The organism is Patulibacter minatonensis DSM 18081 (assembly GCF_000519325.1).
Classification (GTDB): Bacteria; Actinomycetota; Thermoleophilia; order Solirubrobacterales; family Solirubrobacteraceae; genus Patulibacter; species Patulibacter minatonensis.
In genome coordinates this window covers 2,581,415-2,598,716 of record NZ_KI912613.1, presented here as the reverse complement: position 1 = coordinate 2,598,716, position 17,302 = coordinate 2,581,415, and the positions used below count along the sequence as shown (strand labels likewise).

Sequence of the window (17,302 nt, the reverse complement as noted above, 5' to 3'; positions counted from 1 at the left end):
GGTCGACATGGCGCCCTGGTGCCAGAGGCGCGCGACGTGGAGACCGGATGATCCGGGGGTCGTCGGTGTGGCAGGCTCGACCGGTGGGGATCGAGATCGAGCGCAAGTTCCTGGTCGACGACGACCCCGCCACGTGGGGTCCGGCCGTCACGGAGACGCGGTCGTGGGAGATCCGGCAGGGCTACGTCACGCCGCCGGGCGCGGACCCCGAGGTCCGGGTGCGGCTCACGCGTCCGGCCGCGGGCCCCACCCCCGGCGCGGAGTCGTCCGAGGGGCCCGCCCCGCCGACCGGCACGGCGGAGGCGCCCGTGGTCCGGCAGCTGACGACGAAGGCCGCGCGACCCGGCGCCGGCGAGGACGCCGTCGTCCGGACCGAGGTCGAGGTCGGGATCACCGCGGAGGAGTTCGACGAGCTCTGGGTCGTCACCGACGGCCGCCGGATCGAGAAGCTGCGGACGGAGTACCGGCTCGGCGGCGCGCCCGACGCGCCGCTCTGCACCGTCGACCGCTTCGGCGGACCGCTCGCGGGCCTCGTCCTGGCCGAGGTCGAGTTCGACGGCGAGGACGCCTCGGCCGCGTTCGTCCCTCCCCCGTTCCTGCGCGTCGAGGTGACCGCCGACCGGCGCTACCGCAATGCGGCGCTCGCCGGTGCCGGGCGGCCGCCGGCCGAACCCCGGTCTGCCCGAGCGGCGGCCGGGGACGAGGCGCGGTCCGCGAGCGCGCCCGCGCCGCGGCGCGACGCCGCCCCCGGATTCCAGGTCGCGGCGCACGAGACGCTCGCGGACGGCCTGCGGCGCAGCGCGTCGGACCAGCTCACCGGGGCGCTCGACGCGCTCGAGCGCCGGATCGCGGAGGAGCCGGGCAAGGCGGTCCACGACGCGCGCAAGCGGCTGAAGAAGACGCGGGCGCTCCTGCGGCTCTCGCGCCCCGCGATCGGCCGGGAGGTCGCGCGCCGCGAGAACGCCGCGCTCCGGTCGGCCGCGGCGACCCTGTCGGCGGCCCGCGACGCCGACGTCCTGGTGCAGACCGTCGAGGCCCTCGCCGACCGCTACGCCGGCCGGCTGCCGGCCGCGGCGTTCACGGCCGTCAGGGACGCGCTCGCCGGAAGCGCGTCCGCGGACCGCGCGGTGCCCGTCGACGACGCGATCGCGGGCGTCCGCGGCGTGCTGGAGCGGATCCCGTCCTGGCCCCTCGACGCGACGACCGTGACGAGCGTCCTCCAGGGCGAGGGACGCGCCTACGCGGCGGGCCACGCGCAGCTCCCCGGTGACGGGGACCGGCCCACCGCCGACGAGCTGCACGAGTGGCGCAAGCGCGTGAAGGACCTCTGGTATCACGGCCTGCTGCTCCAGAACGCCTGGCCCGCTGTCCTGCAGCCGCAGGCCGAGGAGGCCCACCACCTCTCCGAGCTGCTCGGCGACGACCACGACCTCGCGGTCCTCCGCGACCGGCTCACCGGCGCACCGATCGACGACCCCGCGGCCGACGTCGACGGCCTGCTCGACCTCGTCGACCGCCGCCGCGCCGAGCTGCTCGGCGACGCGCTCACCCTCGGGCGCCGCGTCTACGCCGAGACCCCGAAGGCGCACACGAGGCGCCTTCGACGGTGCCTCGACGAGTGGCAGGGGTCCGCGACGCCCGTCTGATCGGACGCGCAGGCTCGCTCATCCGTCCATCCGGAACGCACGATCACCGGACGGCCATGGTCCCGATACGCGATCGACGTGTCGGCGACGTAGACCAGTGGGGATGCACGCGCCGGACGACACCGAAGGCCCCGCGGCGCGCTGCCGTGTGCGCGGGACGACCCGCTCGTGATCGGCGCGCCCGGCCCCCGGGACGATCGTCAGGACGTCGAGGACGACGACCTGACGATCGTCGCGCGCCTGAAGGACGAGCTGGTCGACGCGCTCGACACGGTCGACCGGGCGCTGAAGGCTCCCGCGACCGACGCCCCTCCGGGCGACGCCCCGCCGCCCGAGGACGAGTAGCGGCGCCGGGCGTCAGCCGATCCGGTCGAGACGGTCGGCGATCTGCCACACCAGCAGGAGCGAGTGCTCGATCGCCGCCCGCGCCTCTTCCAGGTCGTCGTGCGTGTCGGCCGGGACACCCACCTCGGTCCACGACTGGATCTCCCGTCGCAGCAGGCCGATGCGGCCCGCCGCGGTCTGCAGGTCCGTCGTCGGGAGCGGGGCGTCGCCGCGTGCCACGTCCTCCAGCATCGTCCGGACGGCCAGCGTCTCGTGCCGGAGCGCGCGCACGACGTCGCGAGGCAGTCCCGATCCGTGCTCGTCGCATGGTGCGCCCGTCGTCGCGGCGTCGTCGGAGGTCCCCCGGCGGGCACCCCTCGCGAACCTGACGATCCCGCGCACCATCGACCGCACCGCATCCCCCTGCACCGACGTCCGGATCCCGGGCCGGACCACGGCCCGCTGTACGGGAACGTACTCGTTCGCCCCGGGCTCGAGGTCCTCGCCCGCCGCCGCCACGGACCGTCCCTCCTCCACCTGCGGTACCGCGGGGTCCGCCGACCGGTCCGGTGCCGGACGGGCGGACGGTGGTTCGGCCGCCTCGGCGGCAGCGGGAACGGCCGTCGCAAGGGCCTCCACGCTGAGCGCCGCTCGCGCCTCGGCGTACCTGGACGCGCTCCTCGGGTCGTGGGCCTGATGATCGCGGAGATCGACCTCGTGGACGGCGAGCGCCATCCGCCTGCCCGAGCCGGCGGGCGCTCCCGCGATCCGGCGGGCGTGCGCGGTCAGCGACTCCCGGGGCGCCGGCGTCAGCAGCTCGAGCGCCTCGCGTTCGTGGCGATCGAGATCGAGGAGGTACGCGACCTCGGACGGCGGGTCCGCCGAGAACGCGCACACCTCGTGCACCAGCGCGACGACGCGGGCGTCGGCGGGGACCTCGAGCGCGACGCGGACGACGTGGTCGATCACCGGCTCGCCGGAACGGTCGACGTGCCCGCGGTGGATGTCACGGGCGAGCCGTCGCGCCCGGCGCGCCCGAGCCCCGAAACCACGATCCGCGATGGCTGCCCCCGCGCGCACCACGCGACCGTACCGACCACCTCGCGGGCCCGCCAGACCCCGGAGCACGAATCACCCCGGTGCCGGCCGGCGCCCGATCCTCGGCGGGGGCCGAATCCGCCGGCACTCGCGCGTGCGTCACGGTCGGGGCGCGCGCTCGCCTCCCCGGGGCCCCTCCGCGGACGTCCGCTCGAGCGCCGCGAGGTCGCCCGGTCGGTCGACGTCGGTCCCGGCGTCGACGTCGCCGACCGGGACCCGCACCGCCGAGCGGGCCAGGAACGCCCGCCGGTCGTCGTCGCCGAGCGCGGCGACGCGCCCGATCGCGGCGCCGCGCAGCAGCACGGGGTGTCCCGGCCGGTCGTCGTGGACGGCGCGGACCACGGCGCCGGGTCGCGAGAGCACGCGGTCGACCGTCGCGGCGCGCAGGAGGGGCTGGTCCCCGAGCGTGATCAGGACCTCGGTCGCACCGAGGCGGAGCGCAGCGTCCAGGCCGGTCGCGAGGCTCGCCGACGGGCCGGACCGCCACGCCTCGCAATGCACGACCGACACGTCGTCGAGGTCCACCGCGTCGACGATCGCCGGGGCGTGCGCCCCGAGGACGACGACCGTGCCGTCGACGTCGGAGCGCGGGGCGACCGCGTCGATCGCGTGACGGAGGAGCGGCCGACCGTCGAGCTGCGCGAGCTGCTTGGCGGCGCCGAAGCGCCGGCCCTCCCCCGCGGCGAGGACGACCGCGAACCGCCGTGCTCGCGGCGGTGCGCCGTCCGGACCCGTCGATCGAGCGTCGCCCGCCCCCGACCTGGTCCGACCCACTACGGGACCCACCGGCTGCCGTCGTCGAGGAGGCCGGCGTTGAACGCCTTCACCAGGGCCTGCAGCCGGGACGAGGCGTCGAGCTTCTGGAGCAGGTGACGGACGTGGTCCTTGATCGTGGCCGGCGAGAGGAGCAGCCGGCGCCCGATCTCGCGGTTCGAGCACCCCTCCGCGAGGAGCCCCAGCACCGCGCGTTCGCGGTCGGTCAGGGCCACGGCGGCCCGGCGACGGCCCTCCTCCCGCGCCGCCAGCGCCGCGGCGACCCGGGTGTCGATGATCCGGTCCCCGGCGGCGACCTGCCGGAGGAGGAGGGTGATCTCCTGCTCGGGAGAGCCCTTCCAGAGCGCGCCGTCCGCGCCCGACTCGAGGCACTGCTTGACCGCGTCGCCGGGGGTCCCACCGGACATCACGACGATCTGCGCCGCCGGCACGACCGTCCGCAGCTGCCCGAGCAGGGCGGGCCCGCTGGGGACGTCCGGCGGGTGCATGTCCATCAGGACGACGTCGGGCTGCTGCCGCCGGGCGAGCTCGAGGCCCGCGGCACCGGACTCCGCCCCGATCCACGACGCCGCGTCCGCGAAGGCCTCGCACGCGAGCGACAGCATCCCTCGCCGGGCGACGCCCTGGTCGTCGATGACCAGACCGTGCAACCCGCGGACGCGCGCCCCGCCCCGGGACGTCGGAGCAGGTGACGCGGATCCGGTCGGGTCGTCGGCGGACGGGTCGGAAGGCGACCGGTCCGCCGTGGTCGCCGGCTCGCCGGGCGCGTTCTCCCGGACCAGGCCGTGTGTGCCCGTGTTCACGCTTCTCCGGTACCCGAACGGGCCGTCGCTACCGCAGGTCGCGTTCGCGGCCGACCGCGTGCCGCCCTCCCGGGACCGCGGAGCTGCACGGTGCCCAAGCAGTGCCCCGGCACGACACCACCAAAAGGCGGGACTGCCGAATCGGGTCCCCAGACGCGAGGAAGCTCGCAGGAACGCGGTCGTTGCACGGTCAACCGGCAGCACGACCCGGACTCCCCCGGTCCCTCACGAAGGAGCACGAACATGCCCGACCCCGACCGTTCCACGAACGGGGGTCCCGCGGCACGCCGCCCGGACGCCGCTGACGCGCCCGAAGGGTCGTCGCTGCCCGATGCCACCGAGAGGCGGATCTCCCGGCGGCGGATGGTCGGCTACCTCCTCGCCGCGCCGACGCTCGTCGCCGCCGCCCGCTTCATGGACCCGGAGCCGGCGGCCGCCGAGGGCCTCCCGGGACCGACGATCCCGGAGTTCTTCGACCTCTCCGATGTCCTCAACGTCGTCGCCGCGCCGACCTACGGGCTCCTGGCGATCACGATCGACAAGCAGGGCAACGCGCACTTCCAACTGCCCCGCTCCGAGAACGGTCAGGGCATCACCACGACGTTCACGATGATCATCGCGGACGAGATGGACCTGCCGATGAGCAAGGTCAAGGTGACCTTGATGCCGGCGGAGCCGAAGCTCCTGTTCAATCAGCTGACGGCCGGGTCCAGCAGCGTGTTCACGCTCTACGAGCCCGTCCGCCGCGCGGCCGCCGTCGCCCGGACCCAGCTGCAGCGGACCGCCGCCCGCGAGCTCGGCGTCCCCGGCCGCGACCTGACGCTGAAGGACGGCGTCTTCACGGCGAGCCACGGCGGCAGCATCGACTTCGGCGCCCTGACCGAGAAGGCCGCGGTCAAGCGGATGATCGAGTTCGAGCCGAAGCTGAAGAAGGCGTCGGCCCAGAAGCTCATCGGCACCGAGCAGAAGCGCGTCGACGCGCTCGACATCGTGATGGGCCGCAAGACGTTCACGATGGATCTCCAGCCGAAGGACGCCAGCCCGACGATGATCTGTCGCCCGCCGACGCTCAACGCGGCGGCCACGGCGATCCAGAACAAGGCCGCCGTCCTGAAGATGCCCGGGGTCACGCACGTGCTCCTCGTGCCGCACTCCGACGACGTCCAGGGCGGCGTCGCCGTCGTCGCGCGGACCTTCGGGCAGTGCATCGAGGCGATCCGGGCGCTCAAGGTCAGCTGGACGAAGGGCCCGATCGCCGGGCGCACCGAGCAGTCGATCAAGCAGGACCTCGCGAAGGCCGAGCTGCCGATGACCCCGGCGCTCGGCAAGGTCATCGAGGAGACCTTCACCTTCAACTTCCGCTCCGGCTCCGCGCTGGAGACGAACTGCGCCGTCGCCGACGTCCGGAAGGACCGCGCGGAGATCTGGGCGCCGCTGAAGTCGCCGCAGTGGGCGCAGGGCAAGATCGCCGAGCTCCTGAAGCTCAACGTCGAGTCCGTGAAGGTCAACGTCATGGACGGAGGCGGCTCCTTCGGACGCCGGCTGTTCTGCGACGGGGCCTTCGAGGCCGCGGTCATCTCGCGCTCGATCGGGCAGCCGGTGAAGCTCATGTGGCACCGGGCCGACGACGCGCGCCACGGCCGCCACCACCCGCTGACGACCTCGAAGGTCCGGATCACGACCGGGGGCGGGGCGGTCCTCCAGTACGACCAGCGCCACACGGCCGTCCCCACGGACTTCACCCAGGGTCTCGGCGACTACCTGACCGCGGCCGAGACGCGCCTGCCGCTGCAGAACTTCGCGCAGTTCTCCGAGACCGTGTTCACGACGACCGCGAACGTGCCGTACAACTTCGGCGTCGTCACGCAGCTGCTCAACGAGATCGACGCGTTCAACACGTTCAACACGTCGAGCGTCCGCAACGTCTACAGCCCGGACGTCGCGACGGCGACGGAGCTCATGGTCGACCGGGTCGCGAAGGAGTTCGGCCGGGACCCGATGGAGTTCCGCCTGGCGTTCGCGAAGGACGAGCGCATGAAGGGCGTTCTCAACGCGGTGAAGAAGGCAGGCAACTGGGGCCGGAAGATGGTCCCGAACACCGCGCAGGGCATCGCCATGCGCAACGAGTACAAGGGCCGGACCGCCTGCCTCGTCGAGATCGACTGCACGCCGCCGACGGTCAACCGCAAGATCCGTCAGGCCGTCACCGGCCCGCGCGTCACGAAGATCGTCTTCGCCATCGACGTGGGCCTGCCGATCAACCCGCTCGGGCTGAAGGCGCAGGTGATGGGTGGTTGCATGGACGGCATCGCGCAGGCGCTGACCTACAGCCACCACCTGAAGGACGGGAACTTCATCGAGGCGAGCTGGGACAACTCGGCCTACACGCGGCAGTGGAACGTGCCGCCGGTGGTCGAGATCATCGTCATGCCGCAGACCTCCGAGGTCGCCGGCGGCGCCGGTGAGGCGTCGGTCGGTACGACGATGGCCGCCGTGGCCTGCGCCTACGCGCGGGCCACCGGGAAGATGCCGACCGAGTTCCCGATCAATCACAACTCGCCCCTGCACTTCACGCCCTACCCGGCGTCGCCCCCGGTCCCGGAGGTCCCCTCCGACGGCCTCGAGCGCGCCGGCATCAAGCGCAAGACCACGAAGAAGAAGCGCGCGGCGCGGAAGAAGAAGCGCCCGGCGGCGAAGAAGCCCGCCACCAGGACGTCCACCAGCACGACGAGCAAGTAGGGGACCCCGATGCCGAACCACACGTTCATCGTCAACGGCAAGAAGGTCTCGGTCGACGTCGAGGACGACGTCCGCCTGCTCTGGGTGCTGCGGGACGTCCTGAAGATCCACGGCCCGAAGTACGGCTGCGGCATCGGGGTCTGCCGTGCCTGCACCTGCCACCTCAACGGCAAGGCGTTCAACCCCTGCGTCACGCCGGTGAAGGACATCCTGCCGACGGACGAGGTGACGACGATCGAGGGGCTCGCGCCGTCGGTCGGCAAGGCGATCCACCCGATGCAGCAGGCCTGGCTCGACGTCGACGTCGCGCAGTGCGGGTACTGCCAGCCCGGCCAGATCATGGCCGCCGTCGACGTCGTCAAGACGGCGCAGCGGCAGAAGCGCAAGGTCACCGACGACGACCTCGACCAGATCCGCAACGTCTGCCGCTGCGGGACCTACCCGCGCATCCGTCAGGCCATCCGGCAGGGCGAGGCCGCGATGCCGGTCCTGAAGGTCACCAAGCCGAAGAAGCGCAAGGCGAAGAAGAAGAAGCCGGCGGCGCGGAAGCCGAGCAAGAGCGGCGCCGAGATCACCGGGTCCACCGAGTGAGCACGACCGCGGTCGCCGGCGCGGCGGCGACCGATCCCCTCGCGGTCGGTCACGGCTGGAAGGCGCAGGGCCACCCGGTCGCGTCGGCCGTGGTCGTCGCGACGCGGCGCTCCGCCCCGCGCCCCGTCGGGACCCGGATGGTCGTGCGGGCCGACGACGCCGTCGCGGGCTCGGTCTCCGGGGGCTGCGTCGAGGCGGACGTCTGCCGCGTCGCGCAGGAGGTCCTCCTCGCCGGGACCCCGCGCCTCGTGACCTACGGCATCGCCGACGACGAGGCCTTCGAGATCGGCCTGCCGTGCGGGGGCGAGATCGACATCTTCGTGGAGGCGCTGTGAGCACCGAGAGCGACGACGTCGCGGCGCTCGCGGCGTCGGGGCACCGCGGCGTGGCGTTCACCGTGCTCGAGGGCCCCGCCATCGGTCGCAAGCTCGTGGTGGACCTCGAGACCGGCGCCGTCAGCGGGTCGGCGCCGGCCGCCCTCGCCGGCGCCGTGGACGAGGTCCGGATCGTCGGGCGCTCGACCACGATCGAGCACGACGGGCTCCGCGTGCTCGCCGAGCTCTTCGGCCCCCCGGTCCACCTCGTCGTCGTCGGGGCCTACGACATCGGCGAGGAGCTCTGCTTCCTCGCCCGGCGGATGGGATGGCGCTCGACGGTCGTCGACGCCCGCGAGACGTTCCTGACGCAGGAGCGCGTCCCGTCGGCCGACCGCCTCGTCCTCGGATGGCCGCAGGAGGCGCTGCCGCAGGCCGGCCTCGACACCGACGCCGCGATCCTCGTCCTCACCCACGACCTGCGCTTCGACGTCCCCGCCCTGGTCGAGGCGACGCGGTCCCCCGCCTTCTACGTCGGGGCCCTCGGCTCCCGACGCACGCAGTCCCGCCGGGCCGCCCGACTCGACGAGGCCGGGATGCGCGCCGAGGACCGGGCCCGCATCCACGGGCCCTGCGGCCTGGACATCGGCGGCGCGTCGCCCGCGGAGACCGCACTGTCGATCGTGGCCGAGATCGTCGCCGTCCGCGCCGGCCGGCCCGGCGGCGCGCTGCGGGCGGCGTCGGGGCCGGTGCACCCGCCGACCTCCGACCCCCTCCCGGGGCTGCCGGTCGCGGAGGACGCGGCCGTGGCCGCGTCGGTGCGGCGGGGCTGACGCCGGGGCACCGTCGCCGCGCCCGGGCGGCGGCGGCGAACCGTTCCCCGGCCACGTTCGCGCCCCTACGAAGATTCCCCGATCGGACCATTTTCGGCGTATCGTCGAGGGACCGAAGAAGGAGTTCCCCATGTTCGCCACGTTCCATCGTTTCGCCGGCCTGGAGCCCGCCCGGATGCAGCCGACGATCGACGACCTCGAGCGCAACGCCATCCCGTCGACCCTCGACACGTTCGGGTGCCTGAACGCGTTCGTCCTCGTCGACTGGGACGCCGGAGCGGTCACGACCGTCTCGCTCTGGGACGACGAGGACCGCATGCGGCGGCACGACCGCGAGACCGAGGAGGCCTACGCCTCCCTCGAGTACCGGCCGAAGGGGTGGCGCACCGAGCCGCGCATCGAGCGGCACGAGATCGTCCACGACGCCCGGCGGTTCCTCGAGCTCGGGCACGAGGCCGCGGCGGCCTGAGGCCTAGGTCGCCGCCCGCGCCCGCCCGACCTCCGCGACGACCGCGGCGGCGGCCTCGTCCGCGGCCCGCCCCGCGTCGCCGTCCGCCCAGTGGACGAGGCGCGAGGAGCTCACGCGACCGCCGCAGCACTCGAAGATCCCGTGCTCGATCCCGACGCGCAGGGAGTCGGCGTAGCCGTGGCGCCCGTAGACGCCGGCGTCGGCCTGGGCGAGCCCGACGAGGTGGACGTCCAGCGCGGCGATCGCCTCGCCCCGGACCGGGCCCCCGCCCTCGTCGCCGTACGCCCAGCCGTACTGGAAGACGCGGTCGATCCAGCCCTTGAGCAGGGCCGGGGCGTGCCACCAGTAGACCGGGAGGACGAGCACGAGGGCGTCCGCCCGCTCGATCCGCTCCTCGCACCGTTCGCGACCGGCGGCACGATCACCGACGCCACGATGCACGCGGTCCTCGGGGCCGCCGACGGCGTCGCTCGCGCCATGGCGCACGGTCAGATCGACGACGCCGCGGCCCGCACGGCCCTCGAGCGGATCATCGCCGCGGCCGTCTGACGCCACATCGCGACGCCCTCCGACGCGGCTCTCCGCACGTCCTCGGCCGACCGCGCCTGCCGTAGGCTCGCGACACGACGACGGACACCCGAGGAGAGCCGGAACCGCATGCCTGAGCGCACCGATGCACCGATGCAGTGGGGGAGCCCCGGGTTCAACGCCATCGAGGCGGTCATGTGGAAGGCCGAGTCCGACCCTGCGCTGAGCTCGACGATCATGGCCGTCGAGGAGCTCGACCAGGCCCCGGACTGGGACCGGTTCTTCACGGCCCACGACTGGGGCAGCCGCATGGTCCCCCGATTTCGTCAGCGGGTCGTCGACGGTCCGCTCGGCTACCCCGCGTGGGTCGACGACCGCGACTTCTCGCTGGAGCACCACGTCTTCCGCTCCGCGATGCCCGGAGCCTCCTGGCAGGACGTCCTCGACCGCGCGGCGACCGTCGCGCAGTCGTCGTTCGACCCGTCCCGACCGCCGTGGGAGGCCCTGCTCCTCACCGGCCTGCAGGGCGGCCGGGCGGCCTATGTCCTGAAGATGCACCACGCGACGCTGGACGGCGCGGCGGGCGTGCAGCTGTTCGCCGGGCTGCACTCTCGGCAGCGCGAGCACTCCGCGGACAAGCCGCAGCCCGCCCCGCCCGAGCCGCGACGGCCGGCCGTGCTGCGGTCGGCGGTGCGTCGGGAGCTCGCGCTGGCCGGCAAGGGCGTCGGCCTGCTCCGCTCCACCGGGAGCGTGGCCCTCCGGCCCGCGCGGACCGCGCGCTACCTCGCGTCGCTCCGGCGCGTGCTCGGGCCGGTCTCGGCCTCCCCGTCCCCGGAGCTCGCGAACCGCAGCGGGACGTGGCGGTTCGTCGCCCTGGACGTCCCGCTCCCCGGGCTCTCCGCCGCCGCGAAGCAGGCCGGCGCGTCGCTCAACGACGCGTACCTCGCCGCCGTGTCCGGCGCCTTCGCCCGCTACCACGAGGCCGTCGGGAGCCCGGTCGACGAGCTCCCGCTCTCGATCCCGATCTCGATCCGCCGGCCGGAGGAGACGAGCGGTGGCAACCGCTTCGCCGCCGCGCGGCTGAGCGCCCCGACCGGGATCGCCGACCCGACGGAGCGGATGCTCGCGATCCGGTCGGTCGTGCGGTCGATCCGCGACGAGCCCGCGATCGAGGCCCTCGACGGGCTCTCCCCCGCGCTCGCCCGCCTGCCGACCCCGGTCCTCGCGCGCGCCGTCCGGCAGATGACGTCCACCAGCGACGTGCAGGCCAGCAACATCCCCGGGATCCGCGACGCCGAGGTCTTCGTCGCCGGCGCCCAGGTGCTGCGGCTCTACGGCTTCGGGCCCCTGCCGGGCGTCGCGGCGATGATCGTCCTCATGAGCCACGGCGCGACGTGCTGCGTGACGATCAACCACGACGCGGCGGCGATCGCCGAGCCGGACACGTTCCGTCGCTGCCTGGTCGAGGCGTTCGACGAGATCCTCGCCCTGGCGCCGACCGGGAGCCGGACGACCCTCCGCGACTGAGCGCCACAGCGGCGGGATCGCCGTGACGACGTTCATCGTCCTGTCGCCCGAGGGCCAGGCGATGAGGAGGTCCCGAGTCGCGCAAACGGGCGCGCATACGGGGTACAGGTCATGCATGCATCGTTGGACCATCCGCGTCGCCCCCGACGCCCCCACCTCTGCGCTCGTGCTGCGCAGCCTCCTGCAGGGCCTGCTGGCCGGCGTGATCTTCGGGATCGTCATGGCCGCCTCCAAGGACGTCTCCCACGGCCTCGCGGAGGGCGCGATCTTCGGCGCGTTCATGGCCGCGTTCGCCATCGCCTACAACGTCGTGCTGCGTGGTCGCGCCCGGACCCGCAGGGTCGGCTGACCCGACGGCGACCGGGGGCGGCCCGGGAACGGCTTCCGGGGGCATGCCCCACCACGTGGAGCGCCGGTCGGGGGCATGCCCCAGCGAGACGCCTCGCGGACGCGACTAGCGTGGGGAGCACGCAGTCCGACGGTCCCCGACCGACGGCCGACACCTCGGCGTGACGTCCGGTGTCGCACCCCGCGCGACGATCCCGGAGGTCCCATGTCCGCGACCCTGCAGCACCCCGCCCCGGCGGTGGACGGCCACGAGGCCCCCGCCGCGGCAGCAGCCCCGAGGCCGAAGCGCGGCTGGAGGGCCGACCTCGCCCCGTACACCGTGCCCAGCACGCCGCGCGCCGTCGCCGGCCTGCTGACGTCGGTCGTCCCGTACCTGGCGCTCTCGACCGCGATGGCGCTCCTGCTCGACGTCTCGTACTGGCTGACGCTGCTCGTGGCGGTCCCGACCGCCGGCTTCGCGGTCCGCACCTACATCGTCTTCCACGACTGCGCGCACGGCAGCTTCCTGCCGTCCAAGCGGGCCAACCACGTCGTCGGCGTGGTCACCGCGCTGATCGTCTTCACGCCGTTCGCCGCCTGGCGGCACCACCACGCCGTCCACCACGCGACCGCGGGGGACCTCGACCGCCGTGGCGAGGGCGACGTGGCCACGCTGACCGTCGACGAGTACCGCGCGCTCCCGTGGCACCGGCGCCTGCTCTACCGCTTCGGCCGCAGCCCGGCCGTGATGCTCACGCTCGGCCCGGTCTGGGAGCTCCTGATCCAGACGCGCATCTGGAAGCGCACCGACCGCACGCGCATCAAGCGCAGCGTCATCGGGACGAACGTCGCGCTCGCCGTCATCGTCGCGGTCCTCTGCTGGATCATGGGCCCGGTGCAGTTCCTGCTCGTGCAGGTCCCGATCACCTGGCTCGCCGGCGCCGCCGGGATCTGGCTCTTCTACGTGCAGCACCAGTACGAGGACGCGTACTGGGAGAACTCCGGCACGTGGGACTACGCCGAGGCCGCACTGCAGGGCAGCTCGTTCCTCAAGCTGCCGCGGGTGCTGCAGTTCTTCTCCGGCAACATCGGGCTGCACCACGTGCACCACCTGTCGGCGAAGGTGCCGAACTACCGCCTGCAGGCCGCGCACGACAACACGACGATCCTGCGCGAGGTGCCCGTCCTGACCGCCTGGGACGGCGTCAAGGCGCTGCGGCTGAAGCTCTGGGACCCGCGGCAGGGCCGGCTCGTGACGTGGCGCCAGGCCGCGGCCGTGCCGCGGTAGGACGCCGTCGCGAGCCCGGCCGGCTCAGCTGCGGAAGTGCGTGACCGGCCGCTCCTGCGCGACGCCGTCGACCGTCACGTCGACCTGCTCGTCGTAGAAGGCGATCAGGCCGGAGATCGGCAGGAGCTGGCGGGTCGGGAAGTCGTAGGACCACGCCAGGTCGCGGTGCACCTCGCTCCCCGTGTCGACCGACCACCAGGAGCTCGTCCGGCCCTTGTACGGGCAGGGCGTGACGGTGTCGGTCGGGACCAGCCGCGACAGGTCGACCGCGCTGCGGTCGAGGTAGTAGCGGGTCGGCAGCCCGGTCTCGAAGACGAGGACCGGCGCGGTCGACTCGGCGAGCAGCACGCCGTCGAGCTCGACGCGCACGTGGCGGGTCGAGCGGAGCGCGTCGACCCGGACGTACGGGTTGCGGGGATGGACGAAGACCTGCTCGTCCTCCTCGAACCAGGCGTCCAGCGCGTCCCAGTGCAGGCGGGCGGTCCCGGCGATCCCGGGGACGGTCGACTCGAGGTACCGGCGCACCGCGCCGGGCCGGTGCTCGTCGCCGACGCGCAGCCCGTAGCGCGCGACGGTCCCGCGCTTCACGCGGTGCTCGTGCTCCTCGTCGACGAGGACGTCCGGGTCGATGTCCTCCATCGGGATCTGGAACTGCGGGTAGAACGGCCACTCCCACAGGTACTGCGCGCGGATCGTGTCGAGCACGGTGCGGCCCGCCAGCGTGGCGCGGATGCGCCGCGGAACGGGCTCGACGTGGTCGACGGGCGTGATCGGCTGCGGGTACGTGCTCATGTGGTGGTCGCCGTCCGGGTCCGGGCGCGCGCCAGGCGCGCGAGGTAGAGGAGTGCCGACACGATCATGAGGCCCGCGGTGATCGCGAGCCAGCGGCCGGCGTAGTCGGGCTGCTCGGCCAGCCCGGTCGCGAGCGTGTGGTTCAGCGGCGCCTTGTGCGCGACGTTCGGGAAGTACACGAGCAGGAGCACTGCCGACATCACGAGCGGGACGCGGACGTGGCCGTTGCCGAGGACCCGGGGCGGTGCGGAGCGCGGCGGCGCGGCGACGGCGACGCCGGGCCGCGCACCACGGACGAGACCCCACACGAACCGCGCGGCCTTGTCCGCGCCGACGTACAGCGGGAGCGCGACGAAGTCGTTGAGGATCGCTCCGCCGACCATCCAGACCACGAGGTTCCCGTACGCCGCCGAGTAGCGGCCGTCGAAGGACTGCGACAGCGCCCAGGCCGCCAGGGCGATGCCTCCGAGGTGGAGGAGCAGGTGGGCGGGCGAGGCACCGTAGGAGCGGCGCCACAGGTTCATGACGGGGTGCGACGAGCCGCGGTCACGATCGCCCGAGCCGCCACCCGGAAGGCCCTCGCCGTCCGGCACCCCTGTCGCCTCGTCGTCGGCGGCCCGTTCGTCGCTCATGCGTGCGACCACTCCAGTCCGGAGACCCATTTCGTGCAGTGCACCCCGGGCAGAGCCGGGACGATGATGCGTGCCGGGAACCCGTGGTCCATCGACAGGTCGACCCCGTTGACGCGGAGCGCCAGGAGCGACCTGTCCGCGTGCGCCTGGTTCTTCGAGAGCGTCGTCTGCCGGAACGCCCCGCGCGGCTGCAGCGACTCCACGTGCAGGACGTGTCCGGGGTCAGCACCGACCAGACGCGAGAGGTCCGAGAGCCGCACGCCGGTCCACGACTGGGTGGTGGACCAGCCCTCGACGCACGCGATCGGCAGGTCGTAGGTGCGCAATGGGACGAGCTTCCCGGAGAGCAGCGCCTGCCGGTCCAGCTCGAGCTCCTCGCCGTCGGCCGACAGCTGGAGCGCCCACGTCCCGTCGACCATCGCGCTCGTGATGTTCGCGACGTGGGCAGTCTTGTTGATGGGGAACCCGTTCGGGCCGTCCTTCGCGATCCCGTTGCCGCGGGGCGCGAGGACGGCGAGGCTGCGGAGCGGTCCGCCGACGGACTGGCCGACGGTCGTCACCAGCAGCGCGCCGGACGCGGCACCGACCAGCCCGACGACGCCGCGCCGCGAGATCGTCGCCGGTGCGGGGTTGGGCGAGACGAGGCCGTGCGGTTCGTACGGCTCCGGCCGCGTGTTCTGCAGGTTGGTGCGGAGCGGCTTGAGGTCCTTGTTGGTGCGCATCGCGGCGCGGACCTTCGGCATCCGGATCGCGACGTGCAGCAGGATCGAGAAGATCAGGACCCAGCCGCCGTAGAAGTGCGCCACCACGAAGTTGAACTGCCACGGGTACCAGAGCTGGATGTTCGCGATCCCCGTCGCCAGCTGGAAGAACGCGGAGCCGACGAGCAGCAGGTTCGCGAGCTTCGTCAGCACCTCCGCGGCGTTCGGAGCCGGAGGCCACGCGAACAGCTTCGGGATCACCGACCACAGCTTCGCGATCAGGACCGGGACGAGCAGGATCCCGATCGTGACGTGCGCGCCCTGGTTCAGCGCGTAGAGCCAGACGGGGTTGGTGGGCCAGTCGAACGTGATGAACTGCAGGTCCAGATCCCTGGGCAACACGTCGTTGTTGCCCAGCTGCGGCATGTACGCGGCGTGCGAGAGCACCCCGGTCACGAACACGATCGGGAACCCGATCAGCAGCACGATCCCCAACATGGCGGTCAGCCACGGGCCCCGGACCGGGGAGCGCCAGAAGTCCGGGCGTGCGGGACCCGGCGGCGGATCCTTCGGCACCAAGCGCGGCAGCCTCACGAGCGCTCCAGCGCGCAGAACTCGCGGCCGCCGTCGGCCCAGCGCTCGGCCACGGTGAGGCCCGCCCCGGCGGCGACGGCGTCGACGCCGGCGGAGGTCACCCAGGCCCACGGGAACCACCGGCTGACCTCGGCGTCCGACTCGATGCGGACCATCGTCGGCCCCGGACCGGGCGGCCACGCGCCGCCCGACGGCTCGAGCTCCACGAGGATCCGGCCGCCGGGATGCAGGAGCTCGCCGACACGGGCGAGGAGCGCGACCGGGTCGCCGCCGATCCCGACGTTGCCGTCCAGGAGCAGCGCGCTCCGCCACCGTCGCGTCGCGGGCACGTCGAAGATCGAGCGCTGCAGGACGACCGCCCCGCCGGCCCGGGCGTGCCGGACGGCGGCCGGGGAGACCTCGACGCCGACGCCGACCGCGCCGCGGCGCGCCAGCGCGTGGAGGTGGCGCCCGGGTCCGCAGCCCACGTCGAGCACCGGGCCGTCGGCCCGATCGAGGACCCGCTCGTCGATCGGGCACGCCGGCCCGAGCCACCGCCGGATCCCGATCTCGCGGACCCCGCCGTCGATCGTCCGGAGCGTCGCGCTGCTCGGCGCGGCGTCGAGGAGGTCCCCGAAGAGGGCGATGGGGTCCACGGCGTCCGTGCGGCCGACGACGCGCAGCCCGCCGGTCGTGGCGGGCGGTGCGGGCTGCGGGGCGTCCCGGGGGACGCGCGTCTGGGTGCTGCTCGGCATCGCTCTTGCTGCTCCTTCGGACTGCGGGCGTTCCCCGTCGGTCCACCGTCACGGCCGGGCGTTACACCGTCACCCACGAACTTGGACCTCATGGTCCAGGTCCACTACGCTGGCGGTCGTGCCCGAGCTCCTCCCGCGAACCGCCAACGGCCGGGCCACCCGTCGGCGGATCCTCGACAGCGCCACCGAGCTGATCGCCGAGCGCGGCGTCGCGGCGGTGGCCCTGGACGACGTCCGCGAGCGCTCGCGGACGAGCAAGAGCCAGCTCTACCTGTACTTCCCGGGCCGCCGCGAGCTGCTGCGGGCGGTGGCCAGGAACACGGCGTGCCTCGTCCTCGGCGCGCAGGACGGCCACGTCGAGCAGGGCTTCGGGCAGGTCGAGCGCTTCGAGGCGTGGTGCGACGACATCGTCGACGCCCAGGCGGGCCCCCACGGCCGCCGCGGCTGTCCGCTCGGCGGTCTGGTGGCGCAGCTCTCCGAGCACGACGACGAGGCCCGCGCCGTGCTGGCCGAGGCCTTCGACGCCTGGGAGCGCCCGCTGGCCGACGGCTTCCGCGCGATGGCGGACCGCGGCGAGCTCCGCCCCGG

At 73.7% G+C, this 17,302-nt stretch carries 19 protein-coding genes and 1 pseudogene; 12 read left to right on the top strand and 8 right to left on the bottom strand.

From position 1 onward, the window contains the following. Window positions 1-83: 83 nt before the first annotated feature. Entirely contained in the window at window positions 84-1,646 is a 1,563-nt protein-coding gene (locus tag PATMI_RS34460; protein ID WP_051471455.1) for a CYTH and CHAD domain-containing protein, read from the top strand. A gap of 168 nt (window positions 1,647-1,814) precedes the next feature. Then, window positions 1,815-1,991, top strand: coding sequence for a hypothetical protein (locus tag PATMI_RS36680; RefSeq protein WP_157260735.1), 177 nt, complete (start codon window positions 1,815-1,817; stop codon window positions 1,989-1,991). A 12-nt stretch (window positions 1,992-2,003) separates the two neighbouring features. Here PATMI_RS36680 and PATMI_RS29520 read toward each other — a convergent pair whose 3' ends face one another. From PATMI_RS29520 to PATMI_RS0111965, 3 genes are all read right to left on the bottom strand, one after another. Continuing rightward, the gene (locus PATMI_RS29520; RefSeq protein ID WP_036725740.1) at window positions 2,004-2,939 is read right to left on the bottom strand and encodes a hypothetical protein; all 936 of its coding nucleotides are present in this window, start codon (window positions 2,937-2,939) and stop codon (window positions 2,004-2,006) included. 228 nt (window positions 2,940-3,167) lie between these two features. Then, window positions 3,168-3,842, bottom strand: coding sequence for a nucleotidyltransferase family protein (locus tag PATMI_RS29515; RefSeq protein ID WP_051471453.1), 675 nt, complete (start codon window positions 3,840-3,842; stop codon window positions 3,168-3,170). Continuing rightward, window positions 3,842-4,492: a LuxR C-terminal-related transcriptional regulator gene (locus tag PATMI_RS0111965; RefSeq protein ID WP_157260733.1), complete on the bottom strand. Its 651-nt coding sequence runs from the start codon at window positions 4,490-4,492 to the stop codon at window positions 3,842-3,844. Before PATMI_RS0111965 ends, PATMI_RS29515 begins: the two co-directional genes overlap by 1 nt. A 396-nt stretch (window positions 4,493-4,888) precedes the next feature. Here PATMI_RS0111965 and PATMI_RS29510 point away from each other — a divergent pair, with 396 nt between their 5' ends. The 5 genes and pseudogenes from PATMI_RS29510 (at window position 4,889) to PATMI_RS0111940 (ending at window position 9,591) form a co-directional block, all read left to right on the top strand. Then, window positions 4,889-7,384: a molybdopterin cofactor-binding domain-containing protein gene (locus PATMI_RS29510; protein ID WP_084269891.1), complete on the top strand. Its 2,496-nt coding sequence runs from the start codon at window positions 4,889-4,891 to the stop codon at window positions 7,382-7,384. Window positions 7,385-7,393: 9 nt separating this feature from the next. Further along, a pseudogene (locus PATMI_RS29505) lies at window positions 7,394-7,867 on the top strand ((2Fe-2S)-binding protein); the annotation flags it as partial. Between the two features lie 104 nt (window positions 7,868-7,971). Continuing rightward, window positions 7,972-8,310 carry an XdhC family protein gene (locus PATMI_RS0111950; RefSeq protein ID WP_026911064.1) on the top strand — a complete coding sequence of 113 codons (339 nt, stop codon included), beginning with the start codon at window positions 7,972-7,974 and terminating at the stop codon, window positions 8,308-8,310. Next, window positions 8,307-9,122: an XdhC family protein gene (locus PATMI_RS29500; protein ID WP_051471451.1), complete on the top strand. Its 816-nt coding sequence runs from the start codon at window positions 8,307-8,309 to the stop codon at window positions 9,120-9,122. Before PATMI_RS0111950 ends, PATMI_RS29500 begins: the two co-directional genes overlap by 4 nt. Before the next feature lie 130 nt (window positions 9,123-9,252). Then, window positions 9,253-9,591, top strand: coding sequence for a hypothetical protein (locus PATMI_RS0111940; protein ID WP_026911063.1), 339 nt, complete (start codon window positions 9,253-9,255; stop codon window positions 9,589-9,591). A gap of 3 nt (window positions 9,592-9,594) precedes the next feature. Here PATMI_RS0111940 and PATMI_RS29495 read toward each other — a convergent pair whose 3' ends face one another. Further along, window positions 9,595-9,957: an NAD(P)H-dependent oxidoreductase gene (locus tag PATMI_RS29495; protein ID WP_211241730.1), complete on the bottom strand. Its 363-nt coding sequence runs from the start codon at window positions 9,955-9,957 to the stop codon at window positions 9,595-9,597. On the opposite strand from PATMI_RS29495, the gene PATMI_RS37925 reads away from it, so the two are divergent. The 4 genes from PATMI_RS37925 (at window position 9,928) to PATMI_RS0111915 (ending at window position 13,261) form a co-directional block, all read left to right on the top strand. Next, the gene (locus PATMI_RS37925) at window positions 9,928-10,140 is read left to right on the top strand and encodes a hypothetical protein (protein WP_211241729.1); all 213 of its coding nucleotides are present in this window, start codon (window positions 9,928-9,930) and stop codon (window positions 10,138-10,140) included. The two genes, PATMI_RS29495 and PATMI_RS37925, sit on opposite strands and share 30 nt — an antisense overlap. Window positions 10,141-10,248: 108 nt before the next feature. Continuing rightward, a complete protein-coding gene (locus PATMI_RS0111925) occupies window positions 10,249-11,646 on the top strand; it encodes a wax ester/triacylglycerol synthase domain-containing protein (RefSeq protein ID WP_026911062.1) in 1,398 nt (465 codons plus the stop codon). A 115-nt stretch (window positions 11,647-11,761) separates the two neighbouring features. After that, window positions 11,762-11,995 carry a hypothetical protein gene (locus PATMI_RS0111920; RefSeq protein ID WP_157260732.1) on the top strand — a complete coding sequence of 78 codons (234 nt, stop codon included), beginning with the start codon at window positions 11,762-11,764 and terminating at the stop codon, window positions 11,993-11,995. 204 nt (window positions 11,996-12,199) lie between these two features. Continuing rightward, the gene (locus PATMI_RS0111915) at window positions 12,200-13,261 is read left to right on the top strand and encodes a fatty acid desaturase (protein WP_051471446.1); all 1,062 of its coding nucleotides are present in this window, start codon (window positions 12,200-12,202) and stop codon (window positions 13,259-13,261) included. Between the two features lie 24 nt (window positions 13,262-13,285). Here PATMI_RS0111915 and PATMI_RS0111910 read toward each other — a convergent pair whose 3' ends face one another. Genes PATMI_RS0111910 through PATMI_RS29480 form a run of 4 tightly spaced genes read right to left on the bottom strand, consistent with a single transcriptional unit; the run spans window position 13,286 to window position 16,714 of the window. Beyond that, a complete protein-coding gene (locus PATMI_RS0111910; RefSeq protein WP_026911059.1) occupies window positions 13,286-14,053 on the bottom strand; it encodes a DUF427 domain-containing protein in 768 nt (255 codons plus the stop codon). Further along, on the bottom strand, window positions 14,050-14,685 hold the full coding sequence (locus tag PATMI_RS29490; protein WP_157260731.1) for a hypothetical protein: 636 nt from the start codon (window positions 14,683-14,685) through the stop codon (window positions 14,050-14,052). The genes PATMI_RS0111910 and PATMI_RS29490 overlap by 4 nt, the downstream gene beginning before the upstream one ends. Beyond that, a complete protein-coding gene (locus PATMI_RS29485) occupies window positions 14,682-15,962 on the bottom strand; it encodes a molybdopterin-dependent oxidoreductase (RefSeq protein ID WP_211241728.1) in 1,281 nt (426 codons plus the stop codon). The genes PATMI_RS29490 and PATMI_RS29485 overlap by 4 nt, the downstream gene beginning before the upstream one ends. A gap of 14 nt (window positions 15,963-15,976) precedes the next feature. Further along, the gene (locus PATMI_RS29480; RefSeq protein WP_051471443.1) at window positions 15,977-16,714 is read right to left on the bottom strand and encodes a class I SAM-dependent methyltransferase; all 738 of its coding nucleotides are present in this window, start codon (window positions 16,712-16,714) and stop codon (window positions 15,977-15,979) included. Window positions 16,715-16,832: 118 nt separating this feature from the next. Between PATMI_RS29480 and PATMI_RS29475 the strand changes: the two genes are divergently transcribed. Beyond that, window positions 16,833-17,302: TetR/AcrR family transcriptional regulator (locus PATMI_RS29475; protein WP_051471441.1), on the top strand; the 470-nt coding region annotated here is incomplete at its 3' end.